The 25,594-nt window shown below is 71.7% G+C and carries 23 protein-coding genes; 5 read left to right on the top strand and 18 right to left on the bottom strand.

Annotation, left to right across the window (positions count from 1 at the left end; translation table 11 throughout):
* Positions 1-18: 18 nt before the first annotated feature.
* The 3 genes from OHA30_RS19150 to nth form a co-directional block, all read right to left on the bottom strand.
* The gene (locus OHA30_RS19150) at positions 19-1,218 is read right to left on the bottom strand and encodes a MarP family serine protease (protein WP_328915083.1); all 1,200 of its coding nucleotides are present in this window, start codon (positions 1,216-1,218) and stop codon (positions 19-21) included.
* Between the two features lie 192 nt (positions 1,219-1,410).
* The gene (locus OHA30_RS19145; RefSeq protein ID WP_328915082.1) at positions 1,411-2,121 is read right to left on the bottom strand and encodes an NUDIX hydrolase; all 711 of its coding nucleotides are present in this window, start codon (positions 2,119-2,121) and stop codon (positions 1,411-1,413) included.
* Positions 2,118-2,945 carry an endonuclease III gene (gene nth, locus OHA30_RS19140; protein ID WP_328915081.1) on the bottom strand — a complete coding sequence of 276 codons (828 nt, stop codon included), beginning with the start codon at positions 2,943-2,945 and terminating at the stop codon, positions 2,118-2,120. Before nth ends, OHA30_RS19145 begins: the two co-directional genes overlap by 4 nt.
* A gap of 487 nt (positions 2,946-3,432) precedes the next feature.
* On the opposite strand from nth, the gene OHA30_RS19135 reads away from it, so the two are divergent.
* Positions 3,433-4,107 (top strand): Crp/Fnr family transcriptional regulator, encoded by a 675-nt coding sequence (locus OHA30_RS19135; RefSeq protein WP_037911812.1) that lies wholly within the window; start codon positions 3,433-3,435, stop codon positions 4,105-4,107.
* Positions 4,108-4,346: 239 nt separating this feature from the next.
* Here OHA30_RS19135 and OHA30_RS19130 read toward each other — a convergent pair whose 3' ends face one another.
* The 11 genes from OHA30_RS19130 to OHA30_RS19080 form a co-directional block, all read right to left on the bottom strand.
* Entirely contained in the window at positions 4,347-5,255 is a 909-nt protein-coding gene (locus OHA30_RS19130; protein WP_328915080.1) for an alpha/beta hydrolase, read from the bottom strand.
* A gap of 3 nt (positions 5,256-5,258) precedes the next feature.
* Positions 5,259-6,509, bottom strand: a complete 1,251-nt coding sequence (gene kynU / locus OHA30_RS19125; protein WP_328915079.1) for a kynureninase — start codon at positions 6,507-6,509, stop codon at positions 5,259-5,261.
* Positions 6,502-7,338 (bottom strand): tryptophan 2,3-dioxygenase, encoded by an 837-nt coding sequence (locus OHA30_RS19120; RefSeq protein ID WP_328915078.1) that lies wholly within the window; start codon positions 7,336-7,338, stop codon positions 6,502-6,504. Before OHA30_RS19120 ends, kynU begins: the two co-directional genes overlap by 8 nt.
* 146 nt (positions 7,339-7,484) lie before the next feature.
* Complete coding sequence (locus tag OHA30_RS19115; protein ID WP_328915077.1) at positions 7,485-8,342, bottom strand: DUF3152 domain-containing protein; 858 nt, start codon at positions 8,340-8,342, stop codon at positions 7,485-7,487.
* A 301-nt stretch (positions 8,343-8,643) separates the two neighbouring features.
* Positions 8,644-9,057: a DUF3151 domain-containing protein gene (locus OHA30_RS19110; protein ID WP_328915076.1), complete on the bottom strand. Its 414-nt coding sequence runs from the start codon at positions 9,055-9,057 to the stop codon at positions 8,644-8,646.
* Between the two features lie 233 nt (positions 9,058-9,290).
* Positions 9,291-10,313: a class II fructose-bisphosphate aldolase gene (fbaA, locus tag OHA30_RS19105; protein ID WP_328915075.1), complete on the bottom strand. Its 1,023-nt coding sequence runs from the start codon at positions 10,311-10,313 to the stop codon at positions 9,291-9,293.
* A gap of 218 nt (positions 10,314-10,531) precedes the next feature.
* On the bottom strand, positions 10,532-11,074 hold the full coding sequence (pyrE, locus tag OHA30_RS19100) for an orotate phosphoribosyltransferase (protein ID WP_328915074.1): 543 nt from the start codon (positions 11,072-11,074) through the stop codon (positions 10,532-10,534).
* A gap of 113 nt (positions 11,075-11,187) precedes the next feature.
* On the bottom strand, positions 11,188-11,985 hold the full coding sequence (locus tag OHA30_RS19095; RefSeq protein ID WP_328915073.1) for an aldose epimerase family protein: 798 nt from the start codon (positions 11,983-11,985) through the stop codon (positions 11,188-11,190).
* 20 nt (positions 11,986-12,005) lie between these two features.
* Positions 12,006-12,902: a CoxG family protein gene (locus OHA30_RS19090; protein ID WP_328915072.1), complete on the bottom strand. Its 897-nt coding sequence runs from the start codon at positions 12,900-12,902 to the stop codon at positions 12,006-12,008.
* Positions 12,903-13,238: 336 nt separating this feature from the next.
* Positions 13,239-14,813, bottom strand: a complete 1,575-nt coding sequence (locus tag OHA30_RS19085; protein WP_328915071.1) for a polyamine aminopropyltransferase — start codon at positions 14,811-14,813, stop codon at positions 13,239-13,241.
* 184 nt (positions 14,814-14,997) lie between these two features.
* Positions 14,998-15,522 (bottom strand): DUF2617 family protein, encoded by a 525-nt coding sequence (locus OHA30_RS19080; RefSeq protein WP_328915070.1) that lies wholly within the window; start codon positions 15,520-15,522, stop codon positions 14,998-15,000.
* Between the two features lie 355 nt (positions 15,523-15,877).
* On the opposite strand from OHA30_RS19080, the gene OHA30_RS19075 reads away from it, so the two are divergent.
* From OHA30_RS19075 to OHA30_RS19060, 4 genes are all read left to right on the top strand, one after another.
* The gene (locus OHA30_RS19075; protein WP_328915069.1) at positions 15,878-17,053 is read left to right on the top strand and encodes a pyridoxal phosphate-dependent aminotransferase; all 1,176 of its coding nucleotides are present in this window, start codon (positions 15,878-15,880) and stop codon (positions 17,051-17,053) included.
* 319 nt (positions 17,054-17,372) lie between these two features.
* Positions 17,373-18,542: a Fic family protein gene (locus OHA30_RS19070; protein WP_328917905.1), complete on the top strand. Its 1,170-nt coding sequence runs from the start codon at positions 17,373-17,375 to the stop codon at positions 18,540-18,542.
* A gap of 92 nt (positions 18,543-18,634) precedes the next feature.
* Positions 18,635-18,895, top strand: coding sequence for a CopG family transcriptional regulator (locus OHA30_RS19065; protein ID WP_328915068.1), 261 nt, complete (start codon positions 18,635-18,637; stop codon positions 18,893-18,895).
* Complete coding sequence (locus OHA30_RS19060) at positions 18,892-19,335, top strand: PIN domain-containing protein (protein WP_328915067.1); 444 nt, start codon at positions 18,892-18,894, stop codon at positions 19,333-19,335. Before OHA30_RS19065 ends, OHA30_RS19060 begins: the two co-directional genes overlap by 4 nt.
* A gap of 83 nt (positions 19,336-19,418) precedes the next feature.
* Here the strand turns inward: OHA30_RS19060 and asnB are convergent, their stop codons facing one another.
* From asnB to OHA30_RS19040, 4 genes are all read right to left on the bottom strand, one after another.
* A complete protein-coding gene (gene asnB, locus OHA30_RS19055) occupies positions 19,419-21,260 on the bottom strand; it encodes an asparagine synthase (glutamine-hydrolyzing) (RefSeq protein ID WP_328915066.1) in 1,842 nt (613 codons plus the stop codon).
* Between the two features lie 557 nt (positions 21,261-21,817).
* Positions 21,818-22,567, bottom strand: a complete 750-nt coding sequence (locus OHA30_RS19050; RefSeq protein WP_328915065.1) for a vWA domain-containing protein — start codon at positions 22,565-22,567, stop codon at positions 21,818-21,820.
* A 188-nt stretch (positions 22,568-22,755) separates the two neighbouring features.
* Complete coding sequence (locus OHA30_RS19045; RefSeq protein ID WP_328915064.1) at positions 22,756-24,060, bottom strand: MFS transporter; 1,305 nt, start codon at positions 24,058-24,060, stop codon at positions 22,756-22,758.
* The gene (locus OHA30_RS19040) at positions 24,057-25,325 is read right to left on the bottom strand and encodes an ATP-grasp domain-containing protein (protein ID WP_328915063.1); all 1,269 of its coding nucleotides are present in this window, start codon (positions 25,323-25,325) and stop codon (positions 24,057-24,059) included. Before OHA30_RS19040 ends, OHA30_RS19045 begins: the two co-directional genes overlap by 4 nt.
* Positions 25,326-25,594 lie beyond the last annotated feature (269 nt).

The raw sequence follows: 25,594 nt of genomic DNA, 5'->3' as shown, positions 1-25,594 counted from the left end.
CCGCCGGGACCGCCCCGCTCACAGCGCGCAGTTCTGGCTGTCCACCCGCTGGTCCGCGGTACGCCCCGCGGTCGCGTCGGGCGCGATCTCGTCGGCGGTCAGCGCGTAACCCGTGTTGGCGTCGTCGAGAGACTTCGCGAAGACCACACCCGCGACCTCGCCGCTCGTGGTGAGCAGCGGCCCGCCCGAGTTGCCCTGGCGGACCGTCGCGTACAGCGAGTAGACGTCGCGGCGTACGGTGCCGCGGTGGTAGATGTCCGGGCCCTTGGCCTCGATCCGGTCGCGGACCCGGGCGGCCCGGACGTCGAAGGCGCCGTTCTCCGGGAAGCCGGCCACGATGGCGTCGTCCCGGGTCTGCTCGTCGCGCGTGGCGAAGTGCAGCGCGGGCGCGTCCAGGCCAGGTACGTCCAGGACGGCGATGTCGCGCTTCCAGTCGTAGAGCACCACACGCGCGTCGTGGAGCCGGCCCTGGCCGCCGACCTGCACGGTCGGCTCGGAGACGCCGCCGACGACATGGGCGTTGGTCATCACCCGGTCCTTGGCGAAGACGAAGCCGGAGCCCTCCAGCACCTTGCCGCAGCTCGGGGCGGTGCCGACGATCTTCACGATGCTCCGCCGCGCCGTGGTGACGACCGGGCTGCTGACCAGCGCCGGGTCGGGGGCGGGCACCGAGGTGATCGACTCGGCGCCAAAGGTGCCGAAGACCTGCGGCAGACCGTTGCGCGCGAGGGTGTCGCTGAAGTCGGTGAACCAGGTGTCGGCCCCGGACGGCACCACCTGCGAGACCCCGAGCAGCACCTTCGAGGAGCGCACTTCGCGTCCTATGGTGGGCAGGGTCGTGGTCGCGAGGGCGCTGCCGATCAGCCACGTCACCAGCAGCATCGCCAGGACATTGACCAGCGCCCCGCCGCTCGCGTCCAGCGCCCGGGCCGGTGACCAGGTGATACGGGTACGCAGCTTGTTGCCCAGGTGGGTGGTGAACGCCTGCCCCACCGACGCGCACACGATGACGATGACCACGGCGACCATGATCGTCACCGAGCCGGGGTCGGCCGTGCCGGTCGCCCGGTCCCAGATCAGCGGCAGCAGATACACCGCGGCGAACCCGCCACCTAGGAAGCCGATCACCGACATGACGCCGACGACGAAGCCCTGCCGGTAGCCGACCACGGCGAACCAGACAGCGGCGAGGATGAGCAGGAAGTCCAGGACGTTCACGGGGACACGGTCTCATGGCCGTACGAGCCCGCGGCACTGTACGGGCCAGGCCGTGCAAGCCGTACGGCCCGGTGCGGCGCACGGCGTACGGGCCACGAGGGCGCACGCCGTACCGACCCGCGGCCGCGCGAGCCGCGCCGATTCCTGCCCGGCGAGCCCTACGGGCCAGGGCCGCGTGCTCGCCGGCGCGGTCTAGCCCAGCGGCACCGTACGGTCCCGGTCCCAGGGCCGCTCCCAGCCCGCGAAATGCATGATCTTGTCGATCAGGCCCGCGGTGAAACCCCAGACCAGGGCGCCCTCGACCAGGAAGGCGGGGCCGCGGAAGCCGCTGGGGTGGGTGAGCGTCGCGCGGTTCGCCGGGTCCGTGAGATCGGTCACGGGGACCCGGAAGACCCGGGCGGTCTCGGCCGGGTCCACCACGCCGACCGGGGTCTGGTCGCGCCACCAGCCGAGCACGGGGGTGACCACGAAGCCGCTCACCGAGATGTAGAGCCGCGGCAGCACGCCGAAGACCTGCACACCTGAGGGGTCGAGGCCGGTCTCCTCCTCGGCCTCCCGCAGTGCGGCACGCAGCGGCCCGTCGCCGTCCGGGTCACCGTCCTCCGGGTCCAGGGCGCCGCCCGGGAACGACGGCTGCCCGGCGTGCGAGCGCAGCGCCGCCGAGCGCTCAATCAGCAGCAGGTCGGGCCCGCGGTCCCCGTCGCCGAACAGAATGAGCACGGCCGACTGCCGTCCTCCGGCGGCGGGCGGCAGAAAGCGGCTGAGCTGCTCGGGCCGTATGTCGTCGACCACCTCGGCCACCGGGAGCAGCCAGTCCGGCACGCCTTCCGCGGTGACCTCGACGGGCGGGGCTCCGGAGGCGCCCGACAGATCCGCGGCCCCCGGCCCCCGGGACTGTGTCATGAGGCGGCCAGGGGCGGCGCGGGCTGTCCCGGGTAGTCCGCCGGCGGCTTCAGGCGCTGCCCGGGGAAGCCGCCCTTCTCGTACTTGAGCAGCTTCTTCGCCTTCTCCGGGTCCATCTCGCCCTCGCCGTACGACGGGCACAGGGCGGCGATCGGGCAGACGCCGCACGCGGGCTTGCGGGCGTGGCACATCCGGCGGCCGTGGAAGACGACGCGGTGCGACAGCATCGTCCAGTCCGACTTCGGGAAGAGCGCGGCGACGTCCTTCTCGACCTGCTCCGGGTCCTGGGACTCGGTCCAGCCGAAGCGCCGGGACAGACGGCCGAAGTGGGTGTCGACGGTGATCCCGGGGACGCCGAAGGCGTTGCCAAGGACGACATTGGCCGTCTTGCGGCCAACGCCCGGCAGCTTGACCAGGTCCTCCAGACGGCCGGGCACCTCGCCGCCGAACTCGTCCCGCAGCGCGGCGGACAGGCCGAGCACGGATCTGGCCTTGGCCCGGAAGAAGCCGGTCGGCCGCAGGATCCGCTCCAGATCGGCCGGGTCGGCGGCGGCCATGTCCTCGGGCGTGGGGTACTTCGCGAACAGCGCGGGCGTCGTCTGGTTGACCCGCAGGTCGGTGGTCTGCGCGGACAACACGGTGGCGATCAGCAGCTCGAACGGGTTCTCGAAGTCCAGCTCGGGGTGGGCGTACGGATACACCTCGGCCAGCTCGCGGTTGATCCGGCGGGCCCGCCGCACCTTCGCCACCTGCGATTCCGGCTTGCCCGGCCGTACGACCGCCTTCGTCTCCGACTCGGCCTTGCCGACCTTGCTCTGTGCCATGAGGGAAGGCTACGCCGTGGGTCCGACAACCCGCGGCTGTTCTCGGACAGCGCCGGAGCGGCAATCCGTGGCCGTTGACGGGCACGCCCGCGCGGGCCGCCGCCGAGGACGCGCGAGGGCCGCCGCTGAGGATGCGCGAGGGCCGCCGCTGAGGACTGGACCATTCCCGGCGCCCGGGTGGACACTCTTCGCGATGAGCGACGCGACGGCTCTGCTGGACCGCGACGAGGTGCTCGTCCGCTGCCGGGCAGTCCTCGCGAACGGCGGTGCAGTGCTGGACGACCGGGGGTGTTCGCTCACAGCGGAATCGCCCATCTCGGCCACTCGTTCGGCCGCCGAGCCCTCCCGAATCACGGAAATCCGACGGCCAATCGGACCCCCGAGGCACTACGGCGCGCACACATAAGACATCCTTGTGATTGATCGCACTGTTTGAGACGTCATGCATCATGGGGAAAACCCGGCGATGTCGACAAGGAGAGAGCTCGTGGACGACGTTCTGCGCCGTGCCCCGCTTTTCGCGGCGCTCGACGACGAGCAGGCCGCTGAACTGCGTGCCTCCATGACGGAGGTCACGCTCGCGCGTGGCGATTCGCTGTTCCACGAGGGCGACCCCGGGGACCGGCTGTACGTCGTCACCGAAGGCAAGGTCAAGCTGCACCGCACCTCGCCCGACGGACGGGAGAACATGCTCGCCGTGGTCGGACCCGGCGAGCTGATCGGGGAGCTGTCGCTCTTCGACCCGGGCCCCCGTACGGCCACGGGCACGGCGCTCACCGAGGTGAAGCTGCTGGGGCTTGGCCACGGTGATCTCCAGCCGTGGCTGAACGTGCGGCCCGAGGTCTCCACGGCCCTGCTGCGCGCCGTCGCGCGGCGGCTGCGCCGGACCAACGACGTCATGTCCGACCTGGTCTTCTCCGACGTGCCCGGGCGGGTCGCCAAGGCCCTGCTCGACCTCTCGCGGCGCTTCGGCGTCCAGTCGGAGGAGGGCATTCACGTCGTCCACGACCTCACGCAGGAGGAGCTGGCGCAGCTTGTCGGCGCGTCGCGCGAGACGGTGAACAAGGCGCTTGCCGATTTCGCGGGTCGGGGCTGGCTTCGCCTCGAAGCGCGCGCGGTCATTCTGCTCGACGTCGAGCGGCTCGCGAAGCGGTCCCGCTAGCCGCTTAGCCGCTTCCAGCGCGGTTCCTGTCCGCCCCACCGGCCGGTGGCCGGACCACGACCGTCGGGGCCACGGGCCCTGTTAGGGGCGCCAGGAACTGCGCGCGCAACCACGACCGGCCCGTGGCCCGGGAACGACCGCAAGGGGCTCGGCCGGCGGGCATGTACCGCCACACCGTGGCCGGCCGCGCAGTTCCTCGCGCCCCTACCGGCGGCCGGAGGACCCACCCGCAGGGGCGACTACCAGGCGAGTTGGGCGATCTCGTCCGCGACGGTCGCGGACGATTCCGTCAGAGGATCGATCAACGCGAAGTGCCCCACATCGGCCAGCCACGCGACCGTCGCCTCCTCCCCCGCCCCGGCCGCCGTGCGAGCGAACCCCGCGCTGACCTGCGCCGGAACCACATTGTCAGTGGTCCCGTGCACGATGGTCGTGGCGATGCCGGTGGGGACGAGCGCGGCCGGATCGGCGTGGGGCAGACGGGCGGCGAGGTGGTCCCGACCACCGAGCAGACCGAGCACCGCGTCCGAGCAGACGCGCAACCGTATCGCCGAGGTCAGGTCGGCGATCGGGGCGAGAGCCACGACCCCGCGCAAAGGGGGAGGTGAGGAGCGGTGCCAGGGGGAATCGGGCGGCAGCACATGACGTGCGGCGGCCCACAGGGCGAGGTGCCCGCCCGCGCTGTGCCCGGTGAGCACGGTCCGGCGGGGGTCGACCGTGTCCGCGCCGAGCGCGCGGAGGGCCAGCTCGGGCAGCGCGTCCACCACGGCGGCCACGTCGTCGAAGGTGTCGGGCCACCGCCCGGCGGGCGCCTGCGCGGCCTCCTGCGGGCCCTGGGTCGCGCCGCCGCGGCGGTATTCGATCGAGGCCACGGCGAAGCCGTGCACGTCCGCGAGGTGGGCGGCGAGCGGCGAGACGTGCACCCGGTCGTAGGCCGCCCGCCAGGCACCCCCGTGCAGCAGCCCCACGAGCGGCGCGGGTCCGCTCCCGCACCGCGGCCGGTAGAAGTCGACCACCTGGTCGGGGTGGTCGCCGTACGCCGCGGTGGCATGGGGCGGTACGGGCGGATGGCCGAACACCGACTCCTCCTCGGCCGCCGCCCGGTCGGCGGTCGGTTGCGGGGACGTACGGGGCTCGGCGGCGTTCATCGGTTAAGCGGTCCCTTCGAGTACGGCGGCCAGCACACGCGCGGCGCGCCACGCGTCGGCGTAACGGGTGTAGAGCGGGGTGAAGCCGAAGCGCAGCACGTCGGGCCTGCGGAAGTCGCCGACGACACCCCGCGCGGTGAGCTGTCGCATCACCTCGTCCGCGCCCTGGCAGCGCAGCGACACCTGGCTGCCGCGCTCCTCGTGCGCGGTCGGCGTGACCGGCTCCACCCGCCCGGCGGGCACGAGCGCGGCCACACACTCCAGGAAGAAGTCGGTGAGCGCCAGGCTCTTGTCGCGTACGTCGGTGACCGACACGCCGTCCCAGACGGCGAGCGCCGCGTCCAGGGCGAGCAGGGACAGGATCTCGGGGGTGCCGACCCGCCCGCGCGGCGCCCCCTCGGCGGGCACGTAGCCGGGGGCCATGCCGAAGGGGTCGGCGTGGGAGTTCCAGCCGGGCAGCGGGGAGTCGAAGCGCGGCTGGAGCGCGTGCCGTACGTAGAGGTACGCGGGCGCGCCGGGCCCGCCGTTGAGGTACTTGTACGTGCAGCCGACGGCGAGGTCGACGGCGTTCGCGTCCAGGGCGACGGGCAGCGCCCCCGCGCTGTGGCACAGGTCCCAGACGGCGAGCGCGCCCGCCGCGTGCAGCGCGGCCGTGATCCCGGGCAGGTCGTGCAGCCGGCCGGTGCGGTAGTCGACGTGGTTGACCAGGGCCGCGGCGGTACGTTCCCCGGCCGCGGCGGCGATCTCCCCGGCGGCCACGGCCCGTACGGTGTGGCCGGTCAGCCGGGCGGCGGATTCCGCGATGTAGCCGTCGGTGGGGAAGGTCGCGGCGTCCACCAGGATCTCGGTGCGGGCGGCCGGGGCCATCCGGACAGCGGCGACCAGCGCCTTGAAGACATTGACGCTGGTGGAGTCGCCGACCACGATCTGCCCGGGCGCGGCGCCGACCAGCGGGGCGATCCGGTCGCCGATCCGCTCGGGCGCCGTCCACCAGCCGCTCTCCTCCCAGGAGCCGATGCGCAGTTCGCCCCACTCCCGGGTGATCACGTCGGTCAGCCGGGGCAGCACTCCGGCGGGCAGGGCGCCGAGCGAGTTGCCGTCCAGGTAGACCGTGTCGTCCAGCGTGAAGCGCTCCCGTACGGCCGCCAGCGGGTCGGCCGCGTCCAGGGCGGCGGCCCGCGCGTCCAGTCCGCCGCCGGGACGGCCCGTGGGCGCGCGGTCGGGTCCGGGGCTGTACGTCGTCGGCTCAGACATGGCTGCGGGCCGTCCACAGCTCGGGGAAGACATTCTTCGTGGCCCGTTTCTCCAGCCAGGCCACCCCCGCCGAGCCTCCGGTGCCGGACTTCGCGCCCATGGCGCGCCGGGTCGCCACCAGGTGGTCGTTGCGCCAGCGCCAGACGAGTTCGGCGACGTCGGTGAGCAGTTCGCCCAGCCGGATCAGGTCGGACTCCTGGTCCTCGGCGGCGTAGACCTGCTGCCAGGCGGCCTCGACCTCGGGGTGGGGCTCGTAGCGCAGCGAGGGGTCACGGTCGAGCACCTGCGCGGGCACCGGGTGGCCGCGGCGGGCCAGCAGCCGCAGCACCTCGTCGTAGAGGCTCGGCTCGGTGAGGGCCTTCTCCAGCTCCGCGTGGGCGCTGGGAGTGCCGTGGTGCGGGACCAGCATGGACGCGGACTTGTCGCCGAGCAGGAATTCCAGCCGCCGGTACATCGCGGACTGGAAGCCGGAGCCCTCGCCGAGGGCGGACCGGTAGGCGTTGAACTGGGCGGGGGTGAGGTGCGCGATCGGTTTCCAGGACGCGTTGAGCGATTCGAGTTCCGGCAGACTGCGCCGCAGCGCGGCCATGGCGGTGGTCAGGTCGTCCTTGCGCAGCGCGGCGGCCGCGGTGGTCCACTCGTGCACGAGCAGGGTGAACCACAGCTCCATGACCTGCGTGGTGACCAGGAAGGCCATCTCGCCGGGCTCGTCGGACAGCGGGTGCTGCAGATGGGTGAGGACGGACGCCTGCACGTAGTCCTCGTAGGGAGTCGTGCCCTCGAACGAGAGGTTCGGGGTCGCCGCCTCGTCGGTCGGTGCGTCGGACATGGGGATACCTCCAGAACGGGGCCCGGGATCACCGGGCTGTGCCGCGATCATCTGCGGTGCGGGCCGTTCCGGCAAGGCCCGCGGGCCCCGGCGCCGCGCTCCGGCGGCTTTGGGGGGTGCGCCGTTCGGGTGGGCGCGGCCGCAGGTCAGGCGGTGGGCGGGCCCTGGAGGTAGTGGCCCTTGGTGTCGTACGGCCAGGCGTTGGCGACACACCCGTGCAGGCCCTTGATCTGCTGCATCATCACCGGTGCGGGCTTGCCCGGGCCGGGGCAGCCCTCGTGGCCGTGGCCGATGCGGTGGCCGACCTCGTGGTTGATGATCAGGGCGCGGTAGTCGTGGATCGGGCCGTTGAACTCCGGCGAGCCCTGCACCCAGCGCTTGAGGTTGACCACGACGGTGGCGCCGACGTCGCAGTTGACCTCGCCCCGGGTGAGCAGCCCCGCCTCGCCGCAGATCGCGTCCACGGTGTCGGGCGTGGCGATCTTGATCACGAAGTCCGCGGAGCCGGAGGCCACCAGTTGGAAGGCGTCGTGGCCGTCGGCGGTCCAGCCGCGCGGGTCGGCCAGGATTCCGGCGATCTCATGGGCGGCGTCCGCGGAGGACAGGTCGATACCGCCCTCGACCTGGACCTTGTAGCGGCGGACCGTGCCGTGCCCGGTGGCCGAGCCGCTGGCCTGGGCGGTGCTGAACACACCGGTGCCCGACTTCGGCACCTTGATCGGCTTCGTCGTGGTGGACGAGGGGCGGGTCGGCGCTTTGTCGTCCGTGTTCCTGCCGCGCGAGGGCTTGGGCGCGGCTTGCGCGGAGGAGCCGCCGGCGGGGGTCGTGGTGGCCGCGGCCCCGCGGTCGAGGGCGGCGGTGTCGGCCGCGCCGCCCTTGGACTCGTGCCAGGCGTACCCCGCGCCGCAGCCGAGGACGACGACGCAGAAGAGTACGAGCGGCCCGGAGATCGAAGCCCGGCCCTGCTCGCGGCTGCTGCTGTCCTTGCGGCGCTGTCCTGCCAAGACTCCCCCTGGGGCGGGCGCAGCAAGCGCCCGCGACCCCGGCCCCCCGTGGCGCTTCCGTGCTGCGGATTCGACGTATGTGCGGCGACGCGTGACGCGTCGTGCCGTCCGGTGCGGAACAGCAGGGATCACGATCGCACACGTGTACGCGCATCCGTTGACCAGGGGCAGCCTGTGGCAGGACTGCGACATTCGGCCGGGGTCGCGGTGGAGGGGGCCGGGGCGGGCCGGGGCAGGCCGGGAAGGAGGGGACCAGGGTCCGGACGGGCGAGCGGACCTCAGGCCGGCGGCCCGGGGGCGGTCAGCCCAGGGTGTCGGCGGCGGTCGGCGAGCTGTCCCGCAGGAAGGCCGTGCAGCGCTTGTACTCCTCGTCCTCGCCGATGGCCTGGGCGGCCCGGCCGAGGGCGTGCAGGGCCCGCAGGAAGCCGCGGTTCGGCTCGTGCTCGAACGGCACCGGGCCGTGTCCCTTCCAGCCGGACCTGCGCAGCGAGTCCAGGCCGCGGTGGTAGCCGGTGCGGGCGTAGGCGTAGGACTCCACGACCCGGCCGCCCTCGAAGGCGTCGTCGGACAGCTGCGCCCAGGCGAGGGAGGAGGTCGGGTGCTTGGCGGCGACCTCGGCGGGCGCCGCCCCGGCGGCGAGGAGTTCGCGCGGCTCCGGGTCGTCGGGCAGATGGGTCGGGGCGGGGCCCCCGAGAAGGTTCTCGTGATTGGACATGGGTTCCAGTCTGCCCGAGTCGGCGCGCGGAAGGCCCCCGGCAGTTGCCAGAGGCCTGATTCCGGGCATCCGATTGACGTGTTCCGTACGTCAACCGGCCCCTGGCGACGTACGGCCGCACCGCCCGCCCCCCGGACCGCGCGGCCTCTATCGGCGCGCCCGCCGTACGCGTACGGCCCCCGTGCCGGGCTCGTGCCCGGCGCGGGGGCCGTGGAGTGCTTGTCCGCCGGGGGCTACTTGGACTTGTTGCCCGCCGAGCGGAGGTTCTCCGCCGCGACGACGACGCGCGCGGCCATGCCCGCCTCCGCCGCCTTGCCCCAGACCCGGGGGTCGTACACCTTCTTGTTGCCGACCTCGCCGTCGACCTTGAGGACACCGTCGTAGTTGCGGAGCATGTGGTCCGCGACCGGCCGGGTGAAGGCGTACTGCAGGTCCGTGTCGATGTTCATCTTGACGACGCCGTTCTCCAGCGCCTCGTTGATCTCCTCGATCGTCGAGCCGGAGCCGCCGTGGAAGACGAAGTCGAACGCGCCGGCCTTGCCGTACTTCTGCGCGACGGCGTCCTGGAGCTCCTTGAGGATGCCGGGGCGCAGCACGACATTGCCCGGCTTGTAGACGCCGTGCACATTGCCGAAGGACGCGGCCAGCAGGTAGCGGCCCTGCTCGCCCAGGCCGACGGCCTCGACCGTACGGAAGGCGTCGTCGACGGTGGTGTAGAGGTTGTCGTTGATCTCGTGCGAGACGCCGTCCTCCTCACCGCCGGTCGGGGTGATCTCCATCTCCAGGATGATCTTGGCCTTGACGGCCTCGGCCAGCAGCTCCTTGGCGATGGCCAGGTTGTCGTCCAGGTTCTCCGCCGAGCCGTCCCACATGTGCGACTGGAAGAGCGGGTTGCGGCCCGCGCTCACCCGCTCCTGGGAGATCTTCAGCAGCGGCCGGACGTACGCGTCCAGCTTGTCCTTCGGGCAGTGGTCGGTGTGCAGGGCGACCGTGATCGGGTACTTCTCGGCGACGATGTGCGCGAACTCGGCGAGCGCCACCGCGCCCGTGACCATGTCCTTGCTGTACTGGCCGCCGAGGAACTCCGCACCGCCCGTGGAGATCTGGATGATGCCGTCGCTCTCCGCCTCCGCGAGGCCGCGCAGCGCGGCGTGCAGCGTCTGCGACGACGTGACGTTGATGGCCGGGTAGGCGAACTTGCCTGCCTTCGCCCGGTCGAGCAACTCGCTGTAGACCTCGGGGGTTGCGATGGGCATCGTTTCCGCTCCTCATGATTCCGCGGGGTGGTACTGCTGGCGTGGCGACGTCATCGTCGCCCTTATCTTCCCAGACTCGCTCCGATACACCACCTCCGTGTGTCGCGGGCGCGCGACGGCCCCCGCGATGTTTCACGTGAAACATCGCGGGGGCCGGAAAACCTCAGGTCAGAAGGGGTCGGACAGGCGCTGACGGCGTCGCGTCCGGTCCCGCCCGGTCAGGCCAGGCCGAGTTCCGCGAGCGAGTACGCCGACAGGTACGGCAGGCCCGCCTCGGCGATCCTCGGCGCGGCGCCGCGGTCCACGATGACCGCGACGGCCACCACTTCGCCGCCCGCCTCCCGTACGGCCTCCACCGCGGTCAGCGGCGAGCCGCCGGTGGTCGAGGTGTCCTCCACGACCAGCACCCGCCGGCCCTTGACCTCGGTGCCTTCGATCCGGCGCTGCAACCCGTGCGCCTTGTTGGCCTTGCGGACCACGAAGGCGTCGAGCCGCTGTCCGCGCGCGGCGGCGGCGTGCAGCATCGACGTCGCCACCGGGTCGGCGCCCAGGGTCAGCCCGCCGACCGCGTCGAAGTCCAGGTCGGCGGTGAGGTCGAGCATCACCTGGCCGGCGAGCGGCGCCGCCTCACCGTCCAGGGTGATCCGGCGCAGGTCGACGTAGAAGTCGGCCTCGATCCCGGACGAGAGGGTCACCTTGCCGTGCACGACGGCCTTGTCCTTGATGTGCCGCAGCAGGGCAGCGCGTACGTCGTCGCTCATACGGATGAGGTTAACGGAGCGTTCGGCGCAGAACGATGCGCGGATCGGCGCGTGGAAGGGTTCGCGGCAAGGCGTGCGAAACGGCTCGGCGGAAGGGCGCGGCGGAAGGGCGCTCAGCCGATCCGGTGCCAGGACCAGGTCGTGCTGATCTCCAGCGGATCGATCGGGGTGACCAGCCGGGGAAGGGTGTTGAGGCCGTTGGGCGGGCCGGACTGCGGCTCCACGCAGACCGCCTCCGGCGGCTCGGTGTAGATCACGGCCCACTGCGCCGGGCTCTCCACCTGGACCCGCATCTCGCCCGGCCAGGTCAGGGTGACGTCCACCCCGTCGGGCATTCCGAAGCAGTCGTCCCACGGGCCCGGCTTGGGGTCGACACGGTTGCCGTTCGGCAGGTGGTTGTCGCCGCGCTCCTCCTGCCAGGCGGCGCTGAAGGCGAGTTCGACGTCCTGGCCGCCCTGGCCGAGATTGCGCAGCCACCACGGGTGCCATCCCGCCTGCGCGGGGAAGGAGTCGCCGGTCGCCTCCACGCTCAGCGTCAGCTTCACGGAGTGCGGCGCGAGTTCCACGGTGTGCGTCACCCGTCCGGGGTACGGCCAGGGGTCCGCGAGGTCGAAGTAGTACGCCGCCGTGGTGCCGGTCGCCGGGGCCGCCTCGTGCCAGGCGACATGGCGTCCGGTGCCGTGGATCGCGTGCGGAGGGGCGTCGACGGGGAGTTGATGGCTCACCGCGCCGTTGCGGAACACACCGTTCTCCGTACGGCCGCACCACGGCACCATCAGGAAGGCGCCGTACTTGTCGCCCTGCCGTAGGAGTTCGGTCCCGCCGACGCGCAGCGAGGCGATCCGGCAGCCCTGATCCGGTCGCAAGGTCAGTTCGGCGTCGCCCGCCGTCAGTTTCGTCTCATTCTCCACAGTCCCGAGCGTAGCGGGCGTCACTTGCGACGGCGCAGCACCCGGCCGACGACCACGGCGGAAGCGAGCAGGGCGGCGGCGGCCGGAGCCGCCCATCGCAGGGTCGCCGCAGCGGACGAGGCGTCCGGCGCCGGCACGGGCGCGTACCGGCCGCGGGGCGGGGCGTGGTCCACTTCCTCCGCGCTGCGGCCGATCATCGTACGGCGGGCGTGGGCGGCCTCCGCGGGCGGTACGAGGTCGTCGAGCGCGGCTGCGCTCTCCGGGACCTCCACCTCGACCTCGACCAGCTCGAAGTCGTCCAGCCCGGCGGGGGGCAGGGGCTCGCCCAGGTCGTCGACGACGTCCTCCTCCGGCTCCTCGGGCTCGTCGGGCTCCTCGGGTTCCCGGTCGGCGGGCTCCCGCTCGGACGGCGGCGCCACGGGGGCCTGCGGCTCGTTGAGGCCCGACGGCTCCGGCGAGGGCGGCTCCTCCGGGGCGTGGGCGGCCAGCTCGGCGGCGAAACGGTCCAGCAGGCGGCGGACCGCCGCTTCCACGACCGCGGGCTCGTACGACGCGAGGCGGCCGTCGGCCTGCGCCCGGCCGTGCCAGGTCAGCGTGGTGCCCGGGTCCGGGTGCTCGGTCGGCGCCACGGTGATCTGCGCGGTCAGCCGGACCGTGCCCGAGCCGCGTACCTCCGTGCCGTGCGCTTCCAGCGTGAACGGGGAGGCGGTGCCGCGGACCGTCACGGTGCCGCGGTAGGTGATGGTCGAGCCGGCGACGCGCAGGCGGAGGCGGCCGCTCTGGCCCGGCCCCTCCGCGCCGGCGGGGGGCGACGGGTCCGGCTGCCAGCCCGGCAGGCTCCGGGCGACCGCGCCCGGAGTGCGGAGGGCTTGGGCCAGGAGGGGGGCGGGGGTCGGGACGAAGGACTCGTGCTCCATGCGGCGGAGCCTACCCAGGAGTGCGGGGCCCTGGCGGGTGGGCGGCGCGGTCTTTTTCGCCCACCCGCCCGCCCTTTGTGTCCTCAAACGCCGGACGGGCTGAATTTGGCGGGCGTACGGCGCTGGGGCGGGCAGGGCGGTGGACGGGCTGAATTTGGCGGGCGTACGGCGCCAGGGCCGGCAGGGCAGTGGACGGGCTGAATTTGGCGGGCATACGGCGCCAGGGCCGGCAGGGCGGTGGACGGGCTGAATTTGGCGGGCGTACGGCGCCAGGGCCGGCAGGGCGGTGGACGGGCTGATTTTGGCGGGCGTAGCTCGCCGTAGCGCTGCTGGCGGTCAGGGGGCGAGGCGGGGGCGGAGGAGGGTGGAGGAGGGGAGGTCGCGGGCGGGTCTGACGGTCTGCGCGCGGTGGGACGCCGCCGACAGCGAGGCCGTCGTGACGGTCAGGCCCCGCGGCGCGCCCCTCGGGAGCGCGAGCCGCGGCGCCCCCGGCGAGGCCAGCAGCAGCCCCCAGTCCGCGGGCTCGTCCCGCCCGCAGGCGCGGCCCCCGAGCACGTACGGCGCCGCGGCGAGCCCCACCGCCCGCAGCGTCGCGTCGACCGTCCACAGCTCGTGCGCCGAACCCCCCGCGTGCACGACCAGCCGCCCCCCGCCGGCGAGCGCCCGCGCGGCCAGCCCGTAGAACTCCTCCGAGTAGAGCTTGGCGCTCCGCGAGACCGCTGCGTCGGGCAGATCCGCGACGATCACGTCGTACGCCCCCCGCCCGGCCTGTCCCCGCAGCCAGTCGAAGACGTCCGCCGTCACCGTACGTACCCGCGGATCGGCGAACGCGTGCCCGTTGAGCGCGGCGAGCCCCGCGTCCGTGCGGCCGAGCCGCAGCAGCTCACCGTCGTCGTCCACCACCGTCGCCGACCGTACGTCGCGGTAGCGCAGCACCTCCCGCAGGGCGAGGCCGTCGCCGCCGCCGAGTACGAGGACGCGCCCGCGCGGGCCGGCCATCGCCGGGTGGACCAGCGCCTGGTGGTAGCGGACCTCGTCCGCCCCGCACACCCGCAGCCGTCCGTCGAGGAAGAGCCGGAGCGAGGAGCCGCCCGAGGAGCCGCCCGTCAGCACGATCTCCTGCACGGCCGTCTGCTCGGCCACCCGCACCCGGCCCCCGTACACCGCCTGCCGCGCGACGCGTTCGAAGGGGCCGGCGGCCACGGCGGCGCAGGCCAGGACGGCGAGCACGCTGACGTTCGCGACCAGGAGCCACACCCGGGTGCGGAGCGCGAGATCGCCGCGGAAGAGCCAGAGCACGGTCGCGCTCCCGGCCACCGCGTTGACCCCGCCGGTGGCCAGCGCGCCCGTCAACTGCCCGAAGTGCGGCAGCAGAAGAAAGGGGAACGCGAGGCCGCCGACCAGCGCGCCCACGTAGTCGACGGCGAAGATGTCGGCGACCGCGCCCCCCGCGTCCTGGCGCCGGATGCGCTGCACGAGCGTCATCAGCAGCGGCACCTCGGCCCCGATCAGCACGCCGATCGCGAACGCGCAGCCGACCATGGCGATCCGGGCCTGCCCGTACCAGGCGAAGAAGGCGTAGAGCGCCATGACGGACAGTCCGCCGACGAGGGCGAGGGCGGATTCGACGGCCGCGAAAGCCGCGGCGGCGCGGGTGCGTAACCGTTTTGCCAACAGCGAACCGCAGCCCATCGCGAAGACCATCACGGACAGCACGACGGACGCCTGGGTGACCGAGTCGCCCACCAAATAGGAGGCGAGCGCGACGAGTTCCAGCTCGTAGACCAGACCGCAGGCCGCGCAGACGAAGACCGCGGCGAGGACTACCGCGCGGGCCGCCTTCGGGGGCACGGGCAGGGGCAGCGGGAGGGGAAGTCGGGGGGTCTGTCGGCGGGCCGTCCGGTCGATCATGAGTGCACGTTATGTCAGGGTCGTGCCGCGACAAGTCACCCACAAGGGTGCAATTGGCAGCAGTGGAGGGTTATATGACGCCCAATGGCGGTAGGGGATCGTGCCGCTTTCCGCGCGCCCCCGCGGCGGGCCGGACCCGTCCGTACGACGGTCCGGCCGACGAGAGGGGGGCGCGCGACGGCCCTCACCCCATGACGCTGACCCGCGTCCGTGTCGTCACCAGCCGCCCCTCCTGCGGATAGGCGTGCCATGTGCGCCAGCGCACGCTCCCTTCCGCGCACTGCACCAGCATCGCGGTGAAGGCGTGCGGATCGCCGGGGAAGGTGCCCGCGAGCCCGTTCGGGTGGTCGGCGACGAGCGCGAGCAACTCCTGGGCCCGGCCCGCGAACGAGCCCTGCGACAGGGTCTCGATGCGCGCCGCGAACTCGTAGTCCCACACCCCGACGCGGCGCGCGACGCCGAAGGGCAGCGGAGCCTGGCTGCCGGGAAGACAGGCGACCGTCTCCGAGCAGTCCACTCCCCGCCCGGCGTCCACGAGCACCTGATGGGAGGCGCCGAGCAGCCGTAATTCCACCTCGGCCCGCAGCCCGCGTGCATCGCCGACCCGTACGCCGAGCACGGCGAGGGCGGGCAGCGCGTCTTTTCCGAGGCACCAGGCGAGATCTCCCGCACGGGTGTCCGTATAAGCGGTCTGAAGGGTGGTGAGCATGGGTCGGCTCCGCAAGCACGCAGGGGGATCAAACACGCGGTGGAAGTTGGGCCGACCCGCACCTGTCGGAAGGTGCGCCGGCTCGTGCCCACGTGGGTCCGTGGACCGAAGGGGTCCGTTCACTACGGAATCATGAATCGTGGGCTGCCCTCAGCCTTTTTACCCATCTGTACGTACTTTCCATCCCTTGGAGCGCTTGTGAGTTCAGGTGTTCCGGTATGACGACCAAGTACGCTCGTTTGATCGGTATCAGCATGGGTATCGGGTTCGGGCGCGGGACCGGGCGGTGGGCGCGGGTGACGCGGGTGGTCGGCGTCGGCCGGCGGCGCGCGCGAGGGGAAGCGGGTGTGGGCGTATGCGGGGCAGACCGTTGCTGAACCGGAGGCTGGACGGCCTCGGGACGACGATCTTCGCGGAGATGTCGGCGCTGGCGGTGGCGACCGGCGCGATCAACCTCGGGCAGGGCTTCCCGGACACGGACGGGCCCGAGTCCGTACGGGAGGCGGCGGTGCGGGCGCTGCGCGACGGGCGCGGCAACCAGTACCCGCCGGGGCCGGGAGTCCCAGAACTGCGTACGGCGATCGCGGAGCACCAACAGCGCTTCTACGGGCTGTCGTTCGACCCCGACACCGAGGTGCTGGTCACCACGGGTGCCACCGAGGCGATCGCCGCGGCCATGCTCGCGCTGCTCGAACCCGGTGACGAGGTCATCGCCTTCGAGCCCTTCTACGACTCCTACGCGGCCTGCGTCGCGATGGCCGGCGGGGTGCGGGTGCCGCTGACGCTGCGGGCGCCGGACTTCCGCCCCGACCTCGACGCGCTGCGGGACGCGATCACGCCGCGCACCCGACTGCTGCTCCTCAACTCCCCGCACAACCCGACGGGCATGGTCCTCACCCACGACGAACTGACCGCCATTGCCGCGATCGCTGTCGAACACGACTTGCTCGTCGTCACCGACGAGGTCTACGAGCACCTCACGTTCGACGGCGCGGCCCACACTCCCCTGATCTCCCTGCCGGGCATGCGCGACCGCACGGTCTCCATCTCCTCGGCGGGCAAGACCTTCTCCTTCACGGGCTGGAAGGTCGGCTGGGTCACCGGGTCACGGGAGTTGGTGGCGGCGGTGCGGACCACGAAGCAGTTCCTGACGTATGTGAGCGCGGGACCGTTCCAGTACGCCGTCGCGGACGCGCTGCGCCTGCCCGACACCTACTTCGCCGCCTTCCGCGACGAACTGCGGACCAAACGCGATCTGCTGGCCACCGGGCTCCGCGACGCCGGCTTCCAGGTCTACGTGCCGCAGGGCACCTACTTCATCACCACGGACATCGCCGAACTCGCCCCCGGCACCGACGCCCTCACCTTCTGCCGCACCCTCCCCGACCGCTGCGGCGTCGTCGCCGTCCCCAACTCCGTCTTCTACGACCACCCCGACATCGGCCGCACCCAAGTCCGCTTCGCCTTCTGCAAACGCGAGGACGTCCTGACCGAGGCGGCATCACGCCTCCGGAAGACCTTCAACGGCTGACCGGCAGCTGCCCGCGTAGACCGACGGCCCGGGTGCCCGCGCTCGAATCCACGGTCAGGGACGAACCATGACGGAAGCCGCCCCGCCATCCGCAGACCGCTCCCGGACCCCGAGGCCCCCGAGGCCCCCGAGGCCCCCGAGCATCGTCAGAGTGACTAAAACTTGAATTTGAAACCATACATTTCAAGCCCTCTCGGGTGAGACATCCACACACCGTCTCCGTAAAGACGCATGTTGGGGATCAGATCCAGGTACTCAAGCCGACTTGAAAAGCCGAGGTCGCTTCTCAAGTTTTTCCTGCTAATCTTGATTTGTGGACATGTCTCGCCTTGCCCAGTCCCCCGTCGGCACTCTCGTCCCGATCAGTGGGTTCGATCCGCGCAACCAGCGCGAGTACACCACGCATGCCTTTCTTCCGGCGCCGCCGCCGACGGAAGTCCCGTTGAGTCCCAGGACGTACACAGCAGTAGTCCGGGCTGCCGGCCTGGTGGCCCGGGCGGACCAAGCCGTGACGCACCTTCCCAATCCCGACCTGCTGGCACGGCTCTCGATCCGGCGTGAGGCCCTCAGCACTTCTGCGATCGAGGGCACCTACGCAGCGATGGAAGACGTCCTCAAGGCCGACTTCGAGGATGCCTCCGCGATCAGCCCGGAGGTCGCCGAGATCCGGAACTACGTCACGGCGGCGGAGGCCGCCACTGGATGGATCAAGGACCGGCCACTCACGGTGGCTTTCCTGGAGCACCTGCAGGGCACCCTCGTGCGCGGGACGTCAAGTGACACTGTCCAGGCGGGCCGTGTGCGCACCACGGACGTGTTCATCGGCCTGAAAACCGCTGATGTCGAGAACGCGCGCTTCGTTCCCTGTCCGCACGGCTACCACCTCCGGGACGGATTGCTCGCATGGGAGGGTTGGATCAACGAGACGAGCGATGACATGCCGCTGCTCGTGCGTATGGCGATCGGGCACTACCAGTTCGAGACGCTGCACCCCTTCAACGACGGGAACGGTCGGCTCGGCAGACTCGTCGCCTTGCTGCAACTGATGTCCGCCGGCGAGTTGGCGCTTCACGCCATCGCGCTGTCACCGTGGCTGGAGTCCCGGCGCCGCGCCTATCAGGACCACCTGTTCGAAGTCAGCGCGACAGGCGACTTCGAGCCGTGGGTGCGGTTCTTCTGCGAGGCGGTTGCCGCGCAGGCCAAGGAGGCCGTGGAGCGCATAGGAACGCTTGTCGAACTGAAGAACAGCATGCTCGACACTCTGCACGACGCGCGCTCCAAGGGCATCACCAGGCGCATCGTCGATGACCTGATCGGCTATCCGATGCTCACGATCACCTGGGCCGCAGAACGTTATGACGTCAGCTACCAGGCGGCGAGCAATGCGGTGAACAAGCTTGTCAGCCTTGGGCTCCTGCGCCAGTTCTCCGAAGGCCGCTACGGTCGGATCTTCGTCAGCGACGACGCCCTGCGGGTACTGGTCGGCTGACCCGTCCAACGACCACCACAAGGCCCACGGGTCGGGCGTCGCGGCATAGGGGAGCCGTGGGGCATCTCTGGTACATCAACAACTCTTGGTACATGTCCATGAAACGTACGAACGTCTACGCGGACCCCGAGGACCTCGCGATCATCAAGGAGGCGGCCGCCCGGCGTGGGATCAGTGAGGCCGAGATCATCCGCCAGGGCATCCATCTCGCGGCCATGGCCAATCGAGTCTGGGACGAACCGCTTTTCTCCCGCACCTTCGAGGGTCCGGGCCGAACCCCCTCCAAGGAGGACGTCCGCAGCGCGGTGGCCGACGCCGTCCAGCGCGAGGGTGAGTCCGGGGTCACCGCGTGATCGTCGTCGTCGCCGACACCTCCGGTCTGCTGGCGGCGCTCGACTCCGCGCACCCGGAGCATCAGGGAGCCAACGAAGCGATCATGGCGGCCGGTCTCCTCGTGATGTCTCCGTTGCTGCTCGCCGAGATCGATCACGTGGCCACCCGCGAGCTGGGACGGGCGGCGGCCGTCAGCGCGATCGACGACATCCAGCGGTGGATGCGTGCGAGTCGGATCGCCGTGCCGGAAATCACCGAAGCCCATCTCTCGGCCGCGCAGGCCGTACGAGCCCGGTACACAGCGCTCAACCTCGACCTTGCGGACTCGGTGAACGTCGCCCTCGCGGCCGAATACGACACCGATGCCGTCCTCACTCTCGGCCGCCGCGATTTCCGGGCCGTGCGCCCGATCGGCCGCCACAAGTCCTTCCGACTTCTGCCCGACGACCTTCCGCTCTGAAACCCCGCGACGGCCGCGGCCGCGCCTCGCGGGGGCGCGGGGCGCGGGCGGCGGGCGGCGGGCGGCGGGCGGCGGGGACGGGGTCAGGCGAGGGTGAGGGTGGGGGTGTAGAGGTCCAGCCACAGGGCCAGGTCGAGCGTGCGTTCCAGGCCGCGGCGCGACGCCTGCGTGATCTGCGGCGTCGTGATCTCCACCGCCCGCTTCAGCCACGCGTGGCTGACCAGGTCGAAGACCGGGTGCGACGGCCGGGTCAGCAGCTCCTTGAGGCCGCGCTGGAGCGCGACCGCGTACGCCGGGTCCTGCGTGGACGGGTACGGGCTCTTGACGCGGTCGTAGACCGACCGGGGCAGCACGTCCGCCGTCGCCTCGCGCAGCAGACTCTTCTCCCGGCCGTCGAAGGACTTCAGCGCCCACGGCGCGTTGTAGACGTACTCGACCAGCCGGTGGTCGCAGAACGGCACCCGCACCTCCAGGCCGACCGCCATGCTGGCCCGGTCCTTGCGGTCCAGCAGGACGCGGACGAACCGGGTCAGGTGCAGATACGAGATCGTGCGCATCCGGAACTCGAAGTCGCTCTCCCCGTCCAGCCGCTGGACGCCGGTGACGGCCGTGGCGTAGCTGTCACGTGTGTAGCCGTCGAGGTCGAGCAGCTTGGCGGCGCCCTCGGTGAGGATGCTCTCGTCCTCGCCGAACTGCTCGGCGAACTTCACCAGCCACGGGAAGTTCCCGCCCTTGCGGGCCTCGGGGTCGAAGAACTGCTGGTAGCCGCCGAACACCTCGTCCGCGGACTCCCCCGACAGCGCCACCGTCGAGTGCTCGCGGATCGCCCTGAAGAGCAGATAGAGCGAGGCGTCCATGTCCCCGAACCCGGCCGGCAGGTCCCTGGCCCGGATCACCCGGGAACGCACCTCGGGGTCGGCGAGCTGGTCGGAGTCGAGCACGATGTCCTGGTGCTCGGTCCGTGCGGTGCGCGCGACGTCGTGCACGAAGGGGGTGTCCGGCGTGGCGCGCAGCTCGTCGGCGACGAAGTTCTCCGCCTGACCGACGAAGTCCACGGCGAAGCTGCGTACCGTCTCGCCGGTCTCGGCCAGCTGGCCGGCCGCGATCGCGGTCATCGCCGAGGAGTCCAGGCCGCCGGAGAGCAGGGTGCAGCGCGGGACGTCGGCGACCAGTTGCCGGCGGATGATGTCGTCGAGCAGCGTACGCACGTGCGCGACGGAGGTCTCCTGGTCGTCGGTGTGCGGCCGGGTCTCCAGCGACCAGTAGACGTGGGTGCGTATGCCGCCGCGGTCGACGGTCACCACCGTGCCGGGCTCGATCTCGCGCATCCCCTTCCAGACCGCGTGGCCGGGGGTCTTGACGAAGGCGAACAGCTCGCGCAGCCCGTCCGCCGTCACGGTCCGCTCGGCGAGCGGGTTGGCCAGGATCGCCTTGGGCTCGGACCCGAAGAGCACGCCGTCGGCGGTCGGGTAGTAGTAGAACGGCTTGATGCCCATCCGGTCGCGGATCATCACGAGCTTCTGCTCGCGGTCGTCCCAGATCGCGAAGGCGTACATGCCGTTGAGGCGTTCGGCGACCGCCGCGCCCCACTCCAAGTAGCCGTGCAGCACCACCTCGGTGTCCGAGTCGGTGGTGAAACGGTGGCCGCGCGCGGCGAGTTCACCGCGTAACTCGGTGAAGTTGTACGCCTCGCCGGAGTAGACCATGGCGACCGGCCCGTGCGGGGTGTCGACGCTCATCGGCTGGCGCCCGCCGGGCAGGTCGATGACGGCGAGCCTGCGGTGGCCGAGGGCGGCCGGCCCCTTCACCCAGGTGCCCCGGGCGTCCGGGCCGCGGCAGGACATCGTCTCGGTCATCGCGTCGACGGTGGCCTGCTGTGCCCTCAAGTCGCGCTCGTAGGAGATCCATCCGGCGATTCCGCACATGCGTCGTCCTCCGCTTCGTTCGGTGCCGTGCGCGGCGCCTGGCCGCGCCCCCGTGATGACCGGGCCGCTCGACGGCCCCTCGCAACGTGCCCGTTACACACATTCAGATGTATTGAGCACCTAACGGGATCGTGAGGTGCCTCGGGGTGGCCGTCAACCAAGGGAAAGCAAGGAGAAGTTGCTCAGGGCATCTTTCGGTCAGAGTGCCTTCGACCCGCATAAAGGGCCCTGGGGTCGGGCAACGATTACGTTCCGCCGAGGGTCTGCCCTGAGCTTCGCGCGCCTCGGCGGCACCCGCGGCGGAGTACGGCTCCGGCGCGGCTTCGTATACGACGTATACGACCGCGGGCCTCGCGGCGGGCCCGCCACCGCGTCCGGGGAAACGGCCGAAAGCCCTCCGCCCGTTTTCGGCCGCCGTCGCCGGATCGAGGGCACGCCGGAACGCCGGGCGGCGACCCCGTAGGACAACGGGCGACGCGCGGCGACGCTGTACGACGTACAGCCCTGGCGTCAGGGCCGAAACACGCCCGGCGGCAACTCCCGTACGGCCCCCGGTGTCAGTCCCGGATCACGCCCGCCGCCCGGGCCGCCGTCAGCCAGAGGGGGAACTCCTGGAGGAGCCGGTCGTAGAGGTCCGCGTCGGAGATGGTCGTGGGCGACTTCCCCGCCGCGAAGAACCCGGCGTTGTCGACCACCCGCCGCCCCGGCGCCGGCAGTTCGTCCAGCTTCCGCAGAAAGCGGAACTCGTCGTCGCCGAAGCCGACGAACTGCCAGAAGATCGGCAGCTTCGCCGCCGTGCACAGCACATGCTCGGCGGCGGTCTTGGAACTCGGGGACCCGTCGGTCTGGAAGATCACGAACGCCGGGTCCGTGGCACCGCACGCCTCGTAGTGGTCGATGACCGCCTGCATGGCGACGTGGTAGTTGGTGCGTCCCATGTGGCCCATGGAGTCGTGCAGCGGATTGATCCGGTCGCGGTAGGCGTCGAGGCTGATCTCGGCGGTCCCGTCGATCTCGGTGGAGAAGAAGACGACGGGCACGACGCCGTCGTCGTCGAGGTTCGCGGCCAGCGCGAGCGTCTGCTCGGCGAGGTGCTGCACGGAGCCGTCGCGGTAGTACGGGCGCATGCTGCCGGAACGGTCGAGTACGAGGTAGACGGCGGCGCGCTGACCGCTGACCCGGTGTTTGGCCAGCGAGACCGCGGCGGTCTTGTAGAGGCTGACGAGTCCGGGCGCGCGGCCCGCGATCTTCTCCAGGCTGATGGCGGCGGTGGGCGCCTTGGGACGCTTGCGGTAGTCGATGGCCATACGACGTGATCATCCTCCAATGCGACTACCGGCGACCGAAATTCGCCGAAACATGTCACCGGCCGACAGCGCCCGCGCACACCCGACCGCCGACCCTGCCGAGAAGCGCCGACCCCAGGCGCCGACCCCATGCGCCGACCCCGAGCGACCCCAAGCGACCCCGAGCGCCGACAAAGCGCGGCGCCCCCTCAGCCCGCCGCCTCCGCGGCAGCCGCGTCCCCCGTGTCCGCCGCCTCCCCCGCGCCCTCCTCGGACGCACCCCCGCCGGAGGCCGCCGCCCCGACCGAACCGATCCCGTACCAGGCCGGCACCAGCGCCAGTACGGACGTCGCGCCGATCAGCACCCAGGCGGCCTGGCCCATCCCGCTCCACAGCAGCACGCCCGCCGCCGGGCCGACGGCCGAGCCGATGCCGAACATGGCGTGCGCGGCCCCGATGTAGCGCCCGCTGGACTCGGGCGGTCCCGCCATCCCCGGGTACGCGAACATCGTCGGGCCCTCGACGATCTCGGCCAGCGTCCACAGCAGTGTGCCGACGACGAAGACGGCCGGTCCGCCGGGCAGGGCGTACAGGGCCATGCCGGAGCCGAGCAGGACGAAGCCCACGGTGAGCACCGTACGCATCCGCCAGTGCTGGACGACCTTGGTCATCAGCAGCTCGAAGCAGATGACGACGGCGCCGTTGAGGGCCACCACGGCGCCGTACCAGACGGTGCTCAGGTGCGCGTCGCGCATGGCCAGCGGGAGGGTGCTGAGGTACTGGATGTAGACGGCCGCGTTCAGCAGCATCGCCAGCAGATAGGCCGCGTAGCGCCGGTCGGCCAGCACCTTGAGGTAGCCGCCCGAGGACTTCGCGGCCCCGGCCGCCGGGTCCGGGGAGCCGGTCGCCGCCGGGCGCGGCGGCAGGGCGAACAGGGCGACGACCGCGTAGCCGAGAGCCGCGACGGCCTCACCGTAGAAGAGCAGGTTGTACGACACCGACAGGAGCAGCGCGCCGAGCAGGGGCGCGGCGGTGGTCCCCAGATTGAGGGCCAGCCGGTACATCGCGAAGACCATCACCTGGCGGTGCCGCGGGGTGGCCTGCGACAGCACGGTCGCCGCGGCCGGCCGGTAGACCTGGCTGATCATGCCGACCAGCGCGACCGCCGCCAGCAGCGCCGGGTAGAGCCGCACATGGAGGACGGCGACCAGCAGCACCGCGGTGCTCGACATGCCCGCGGCGATGGTCCAGCGCGCGCCGAGCCGGTCGGTCAGGCCGCCGCCGAGCAGGACGCCGAGCACCGACCCGACACCGTAGGCGGCCAGCGCCAGACCGCCCTGCACATCGGTGAAGCCGCGGCTGGTCATGAACAGCACCAGATAGACCTGCATGAAGGCGCCGAGCTTGTTGACCAGCACGCCGAAGAGCAGCGCCTTGACCGCGAACGACGACTCCGTGAAGGTGGCGCGGATCCCCGCCTCGCCCCCGGCGGGCCCGGTCCCCGTCCCGCTCACCGCGCGTCGACCCGGCCGCCTTCGGTGACCCGCAGCGCCCGTACCGCGGTGTCGAGCGCCGCCTCGCACTCGGCGGCCGTGGGAGCCGCCGCGGTGAGGTAGGCGACGCGTCCCGACACCAGGCCGCGCGGGGGCGGCGAGACGACGTCGCCGGGCCGGGCCAGCACCACCGCCGCCCGTATCTCTGGCGGGAGCGCCGCGGTGTCGAACTCCGCCCGCTCGATGAGGGTGTCGTCGTGGTCGACGTAGCAGAACCGCACGGCTGCCACCAGGTCGCGGTCTGCGGTGATCTCCGGCTCGCGTCCGCAGGCCACCGCGGCGGCGATCAGTCCGGGGTCGACGCCGGAGGCGAGTTGGCCGAGATGAGGGATCAGGTCGCCGCCGAGCCGGGCGTTGACCTCGATCAACCGGGGTCCTTCCGGGGTGAGTTTGAGCTCCGCGTGGGTCCATCCGTCGGTGAACCCGAGCGCGGTGTGCGTCCGCTGCATCAGCGTCAGGAAATCGGGGTCGGACAGCAACGGGTCGCGGTGGGAGACCACATGGCCGGTCTCCTCGAAGTACGGCGGGAAGCCGACGCGCTTGTGCCCGACGAACAGCGGGCGCACCCGCCCGCCGTGGACCACCGAGTCGACGCTGATCTCGGGCCCGGTGAGGTACTCCTCGACCAGGACGGCCCGGTCGTAGTCGGGCATGTGCGGGACCGTGGCGTCGTCGGCGAAGGTGAAGTACCTCGCCATGTCCTCCGGTGACGCCACCAGGGAGACGCCGTAACTGGCCGCCGCCGCACGGGGTTTGACGATCACCGGGTAGCCGATCCGGGCCGCGGCGGCGGTCGCCTCCTCGGCGGTGCCCACCAACGCGAAGGCGGGCTGCGGCAGTCCGGCCTCCGCCAGCGCGGTACGGCTCTGGTGCTTGTCGCGGCAGCGCCAGACCGCCTCGGCGGGGCTGGTCGGCAGACCGAGTTCGCCGGCCACGATCGCCGTCTGGTGGACCCTGGCCTCGTCCCAGCTCAGCACCCCGTGCACCGGCTCGCGCGCGGCGACCTCGGCGGCGGCCCGGGAGACCAGCTCCACGTCGGTGGTGGCCACCAGGCTGCTGCCGACCAGATACGGCCGCTCCCACGTCGGCTCCACCGTGTTGATCAGGTGGATGCGGTAACGGGTGTGCATGGCGGCGAAAAGGTACTCGCGGTAGTCGCGCGGGCCGGTCGAGACGACCAGCAGAAGGGGGCGCTCGTCGGCGCCGCTCTCGCGAGATCGGTCCATCGAGTTCTCCAGGTCGGACCGGCGCGACGGCGCCGTGAGCCGGGGTGGGGGGCGATATCGCGAGGGCGGGGACGAGTGGAGACACCACGGGTCGGCGCACTCCCGACTGGGTGTCGACCGTATCCAACGGGTCCGGCGGCCATGGGTGGAGACCACAAGTGTGACGATCGTCACTATCAACCGGTAGCACTTGCTGTGAATCAGCCAACTGGCGGATGCTTTGCCGTTGTTGAACAGCGGGTGAATACTTGGTCGAAGGTTCAGACGTG

Source organism: Streptomyces sp. NBC_00223 (genome assembly GCF_036199905.1).
In the GTDB taxonomy this organism is placed as follows: domain Bacteria; phylum Actinomycetota; class Actinomycetes; order Streptomycetales; family Streptomycetaceae; genus Actinacidiphila.
The sequence above is the reverse complement of the archived record's forward strand: the minus strand, read 5'-3'. Positions and strand labels throughout refer to the sequence as shown.

Coding starts and splice junctions, on each gene's coding strand:
- OHA30_RS19145 (WP_328915082.1), bottom strand. CDS start 2,121: ATGACACAGTCCCGGGGGCCGGGGGCCGCGGATCTGTCGGGCGCCTCC.
- nth (WP_328915081.1), bottom strand. CDS start 2,945: ATGGCACAGAGCAAGGTCGGCAAGGCCGAGTCGGAGACGAAGGCGGTC.
- OHA30_RS19130 (WP_328915080.1), bottom strand. CDS start 5,255: ATGAACGCCGCCGAGCCCCGTACGTCCCCGCAACCGACCGCCGACCGG.
- kynU (WP_328915079.1), bottom strand. CDS start 6,509: ATGTCTGAGCCGACGACGTACAGCCCCGGACCCGACCGCGCGCCCACG.
- OHA30_RS19120 (WP_328915078.1), bottom strand. CDS start 7,338: ATGTCCGACGCACCGACCGACGAGGCGGCGACCCCGAACCTCTCGTTC.
- OHA30_RS19110 (WP_328915076.1), bottom strand. CDS start 9,057: ATGTCCAATCACGAGAACCTTCTCGGGGGCCCCGCCCCGACCCATCTG.
- fbaA (WP_328915075.1), bottom strand. CDS start 10,313: ATGCCCATCGCAACCCCCGAGGTCTACAGCGAGTTGCTCGACCGGGCG.
- pyrE (WP_328915074.1), bottom strand. CDS start 11,074: ATGAGCGACGACGTACGCGCTGCCCTGCTGCGGCACATCAAGGACAAG.
- OHA30_RS19090 (WP_328915072.1), bottom strand. CDS start 12,902: ATGGAGCACGAGTCCTTCGTCCCGACCCCCGCCCCCCTCCTGGCCCAA.
- OHA30_RS19085 (WP_328915071.1), bottom strand. CDS start 14,813: ATGATCGACCGGACGGCCCGCCGACAGACCCCCCGACTTCCCCTCCCG.
- OHA30_RS19080 (WP_328915070.1), bottom strand. CDS start 15,522: ATGCTCACCACCCTTCAGACCGCTTATACGGACACCCGTGCGGGAGAT.
- OHA30_RS19075 (WP_328915069.1), top strand. CDS start 15,878: ATGCGGGGCAGACCGTTGCTGAACCGGAGGCTGGACGGCCTCGGGACG.
- OHA30_RS19070 (WP_328917905.1), top strand. CDS start 17,373: ATGTCTCGCCTTGCCCAGTCCCCCGTCGGCACTCTCGTCCCGATCAGT.
- OHA30_RS19065 (WP_328915068.1), top strand. CDS start 18,635: ATGTCCATGAAACGTACGAACGTCTACGCGGACCCCGAGGACCTCGCG.
- asnB (WP_328915066.1), bottom strand. CDS start 21,260: ATGTGCGGAATCGCCGGATGGATCTCCTACGAGCGCGACTTGAGGGCA.
- OHA30_RS19050 (WP_328915065.1), bottom strand. CDS start 22,567: ATGGCCATCGACTACCGCAAGCGTCCCAAGGCGCCCACCGCCGCCATC.
- OHA30_RS19040 (WP_328915063.1), bottom strand. CDS start 25,325: ATGGACCGATCTCGCGAGAGCGGCGCCGACGAGCGCCCCCTTCTGCTG.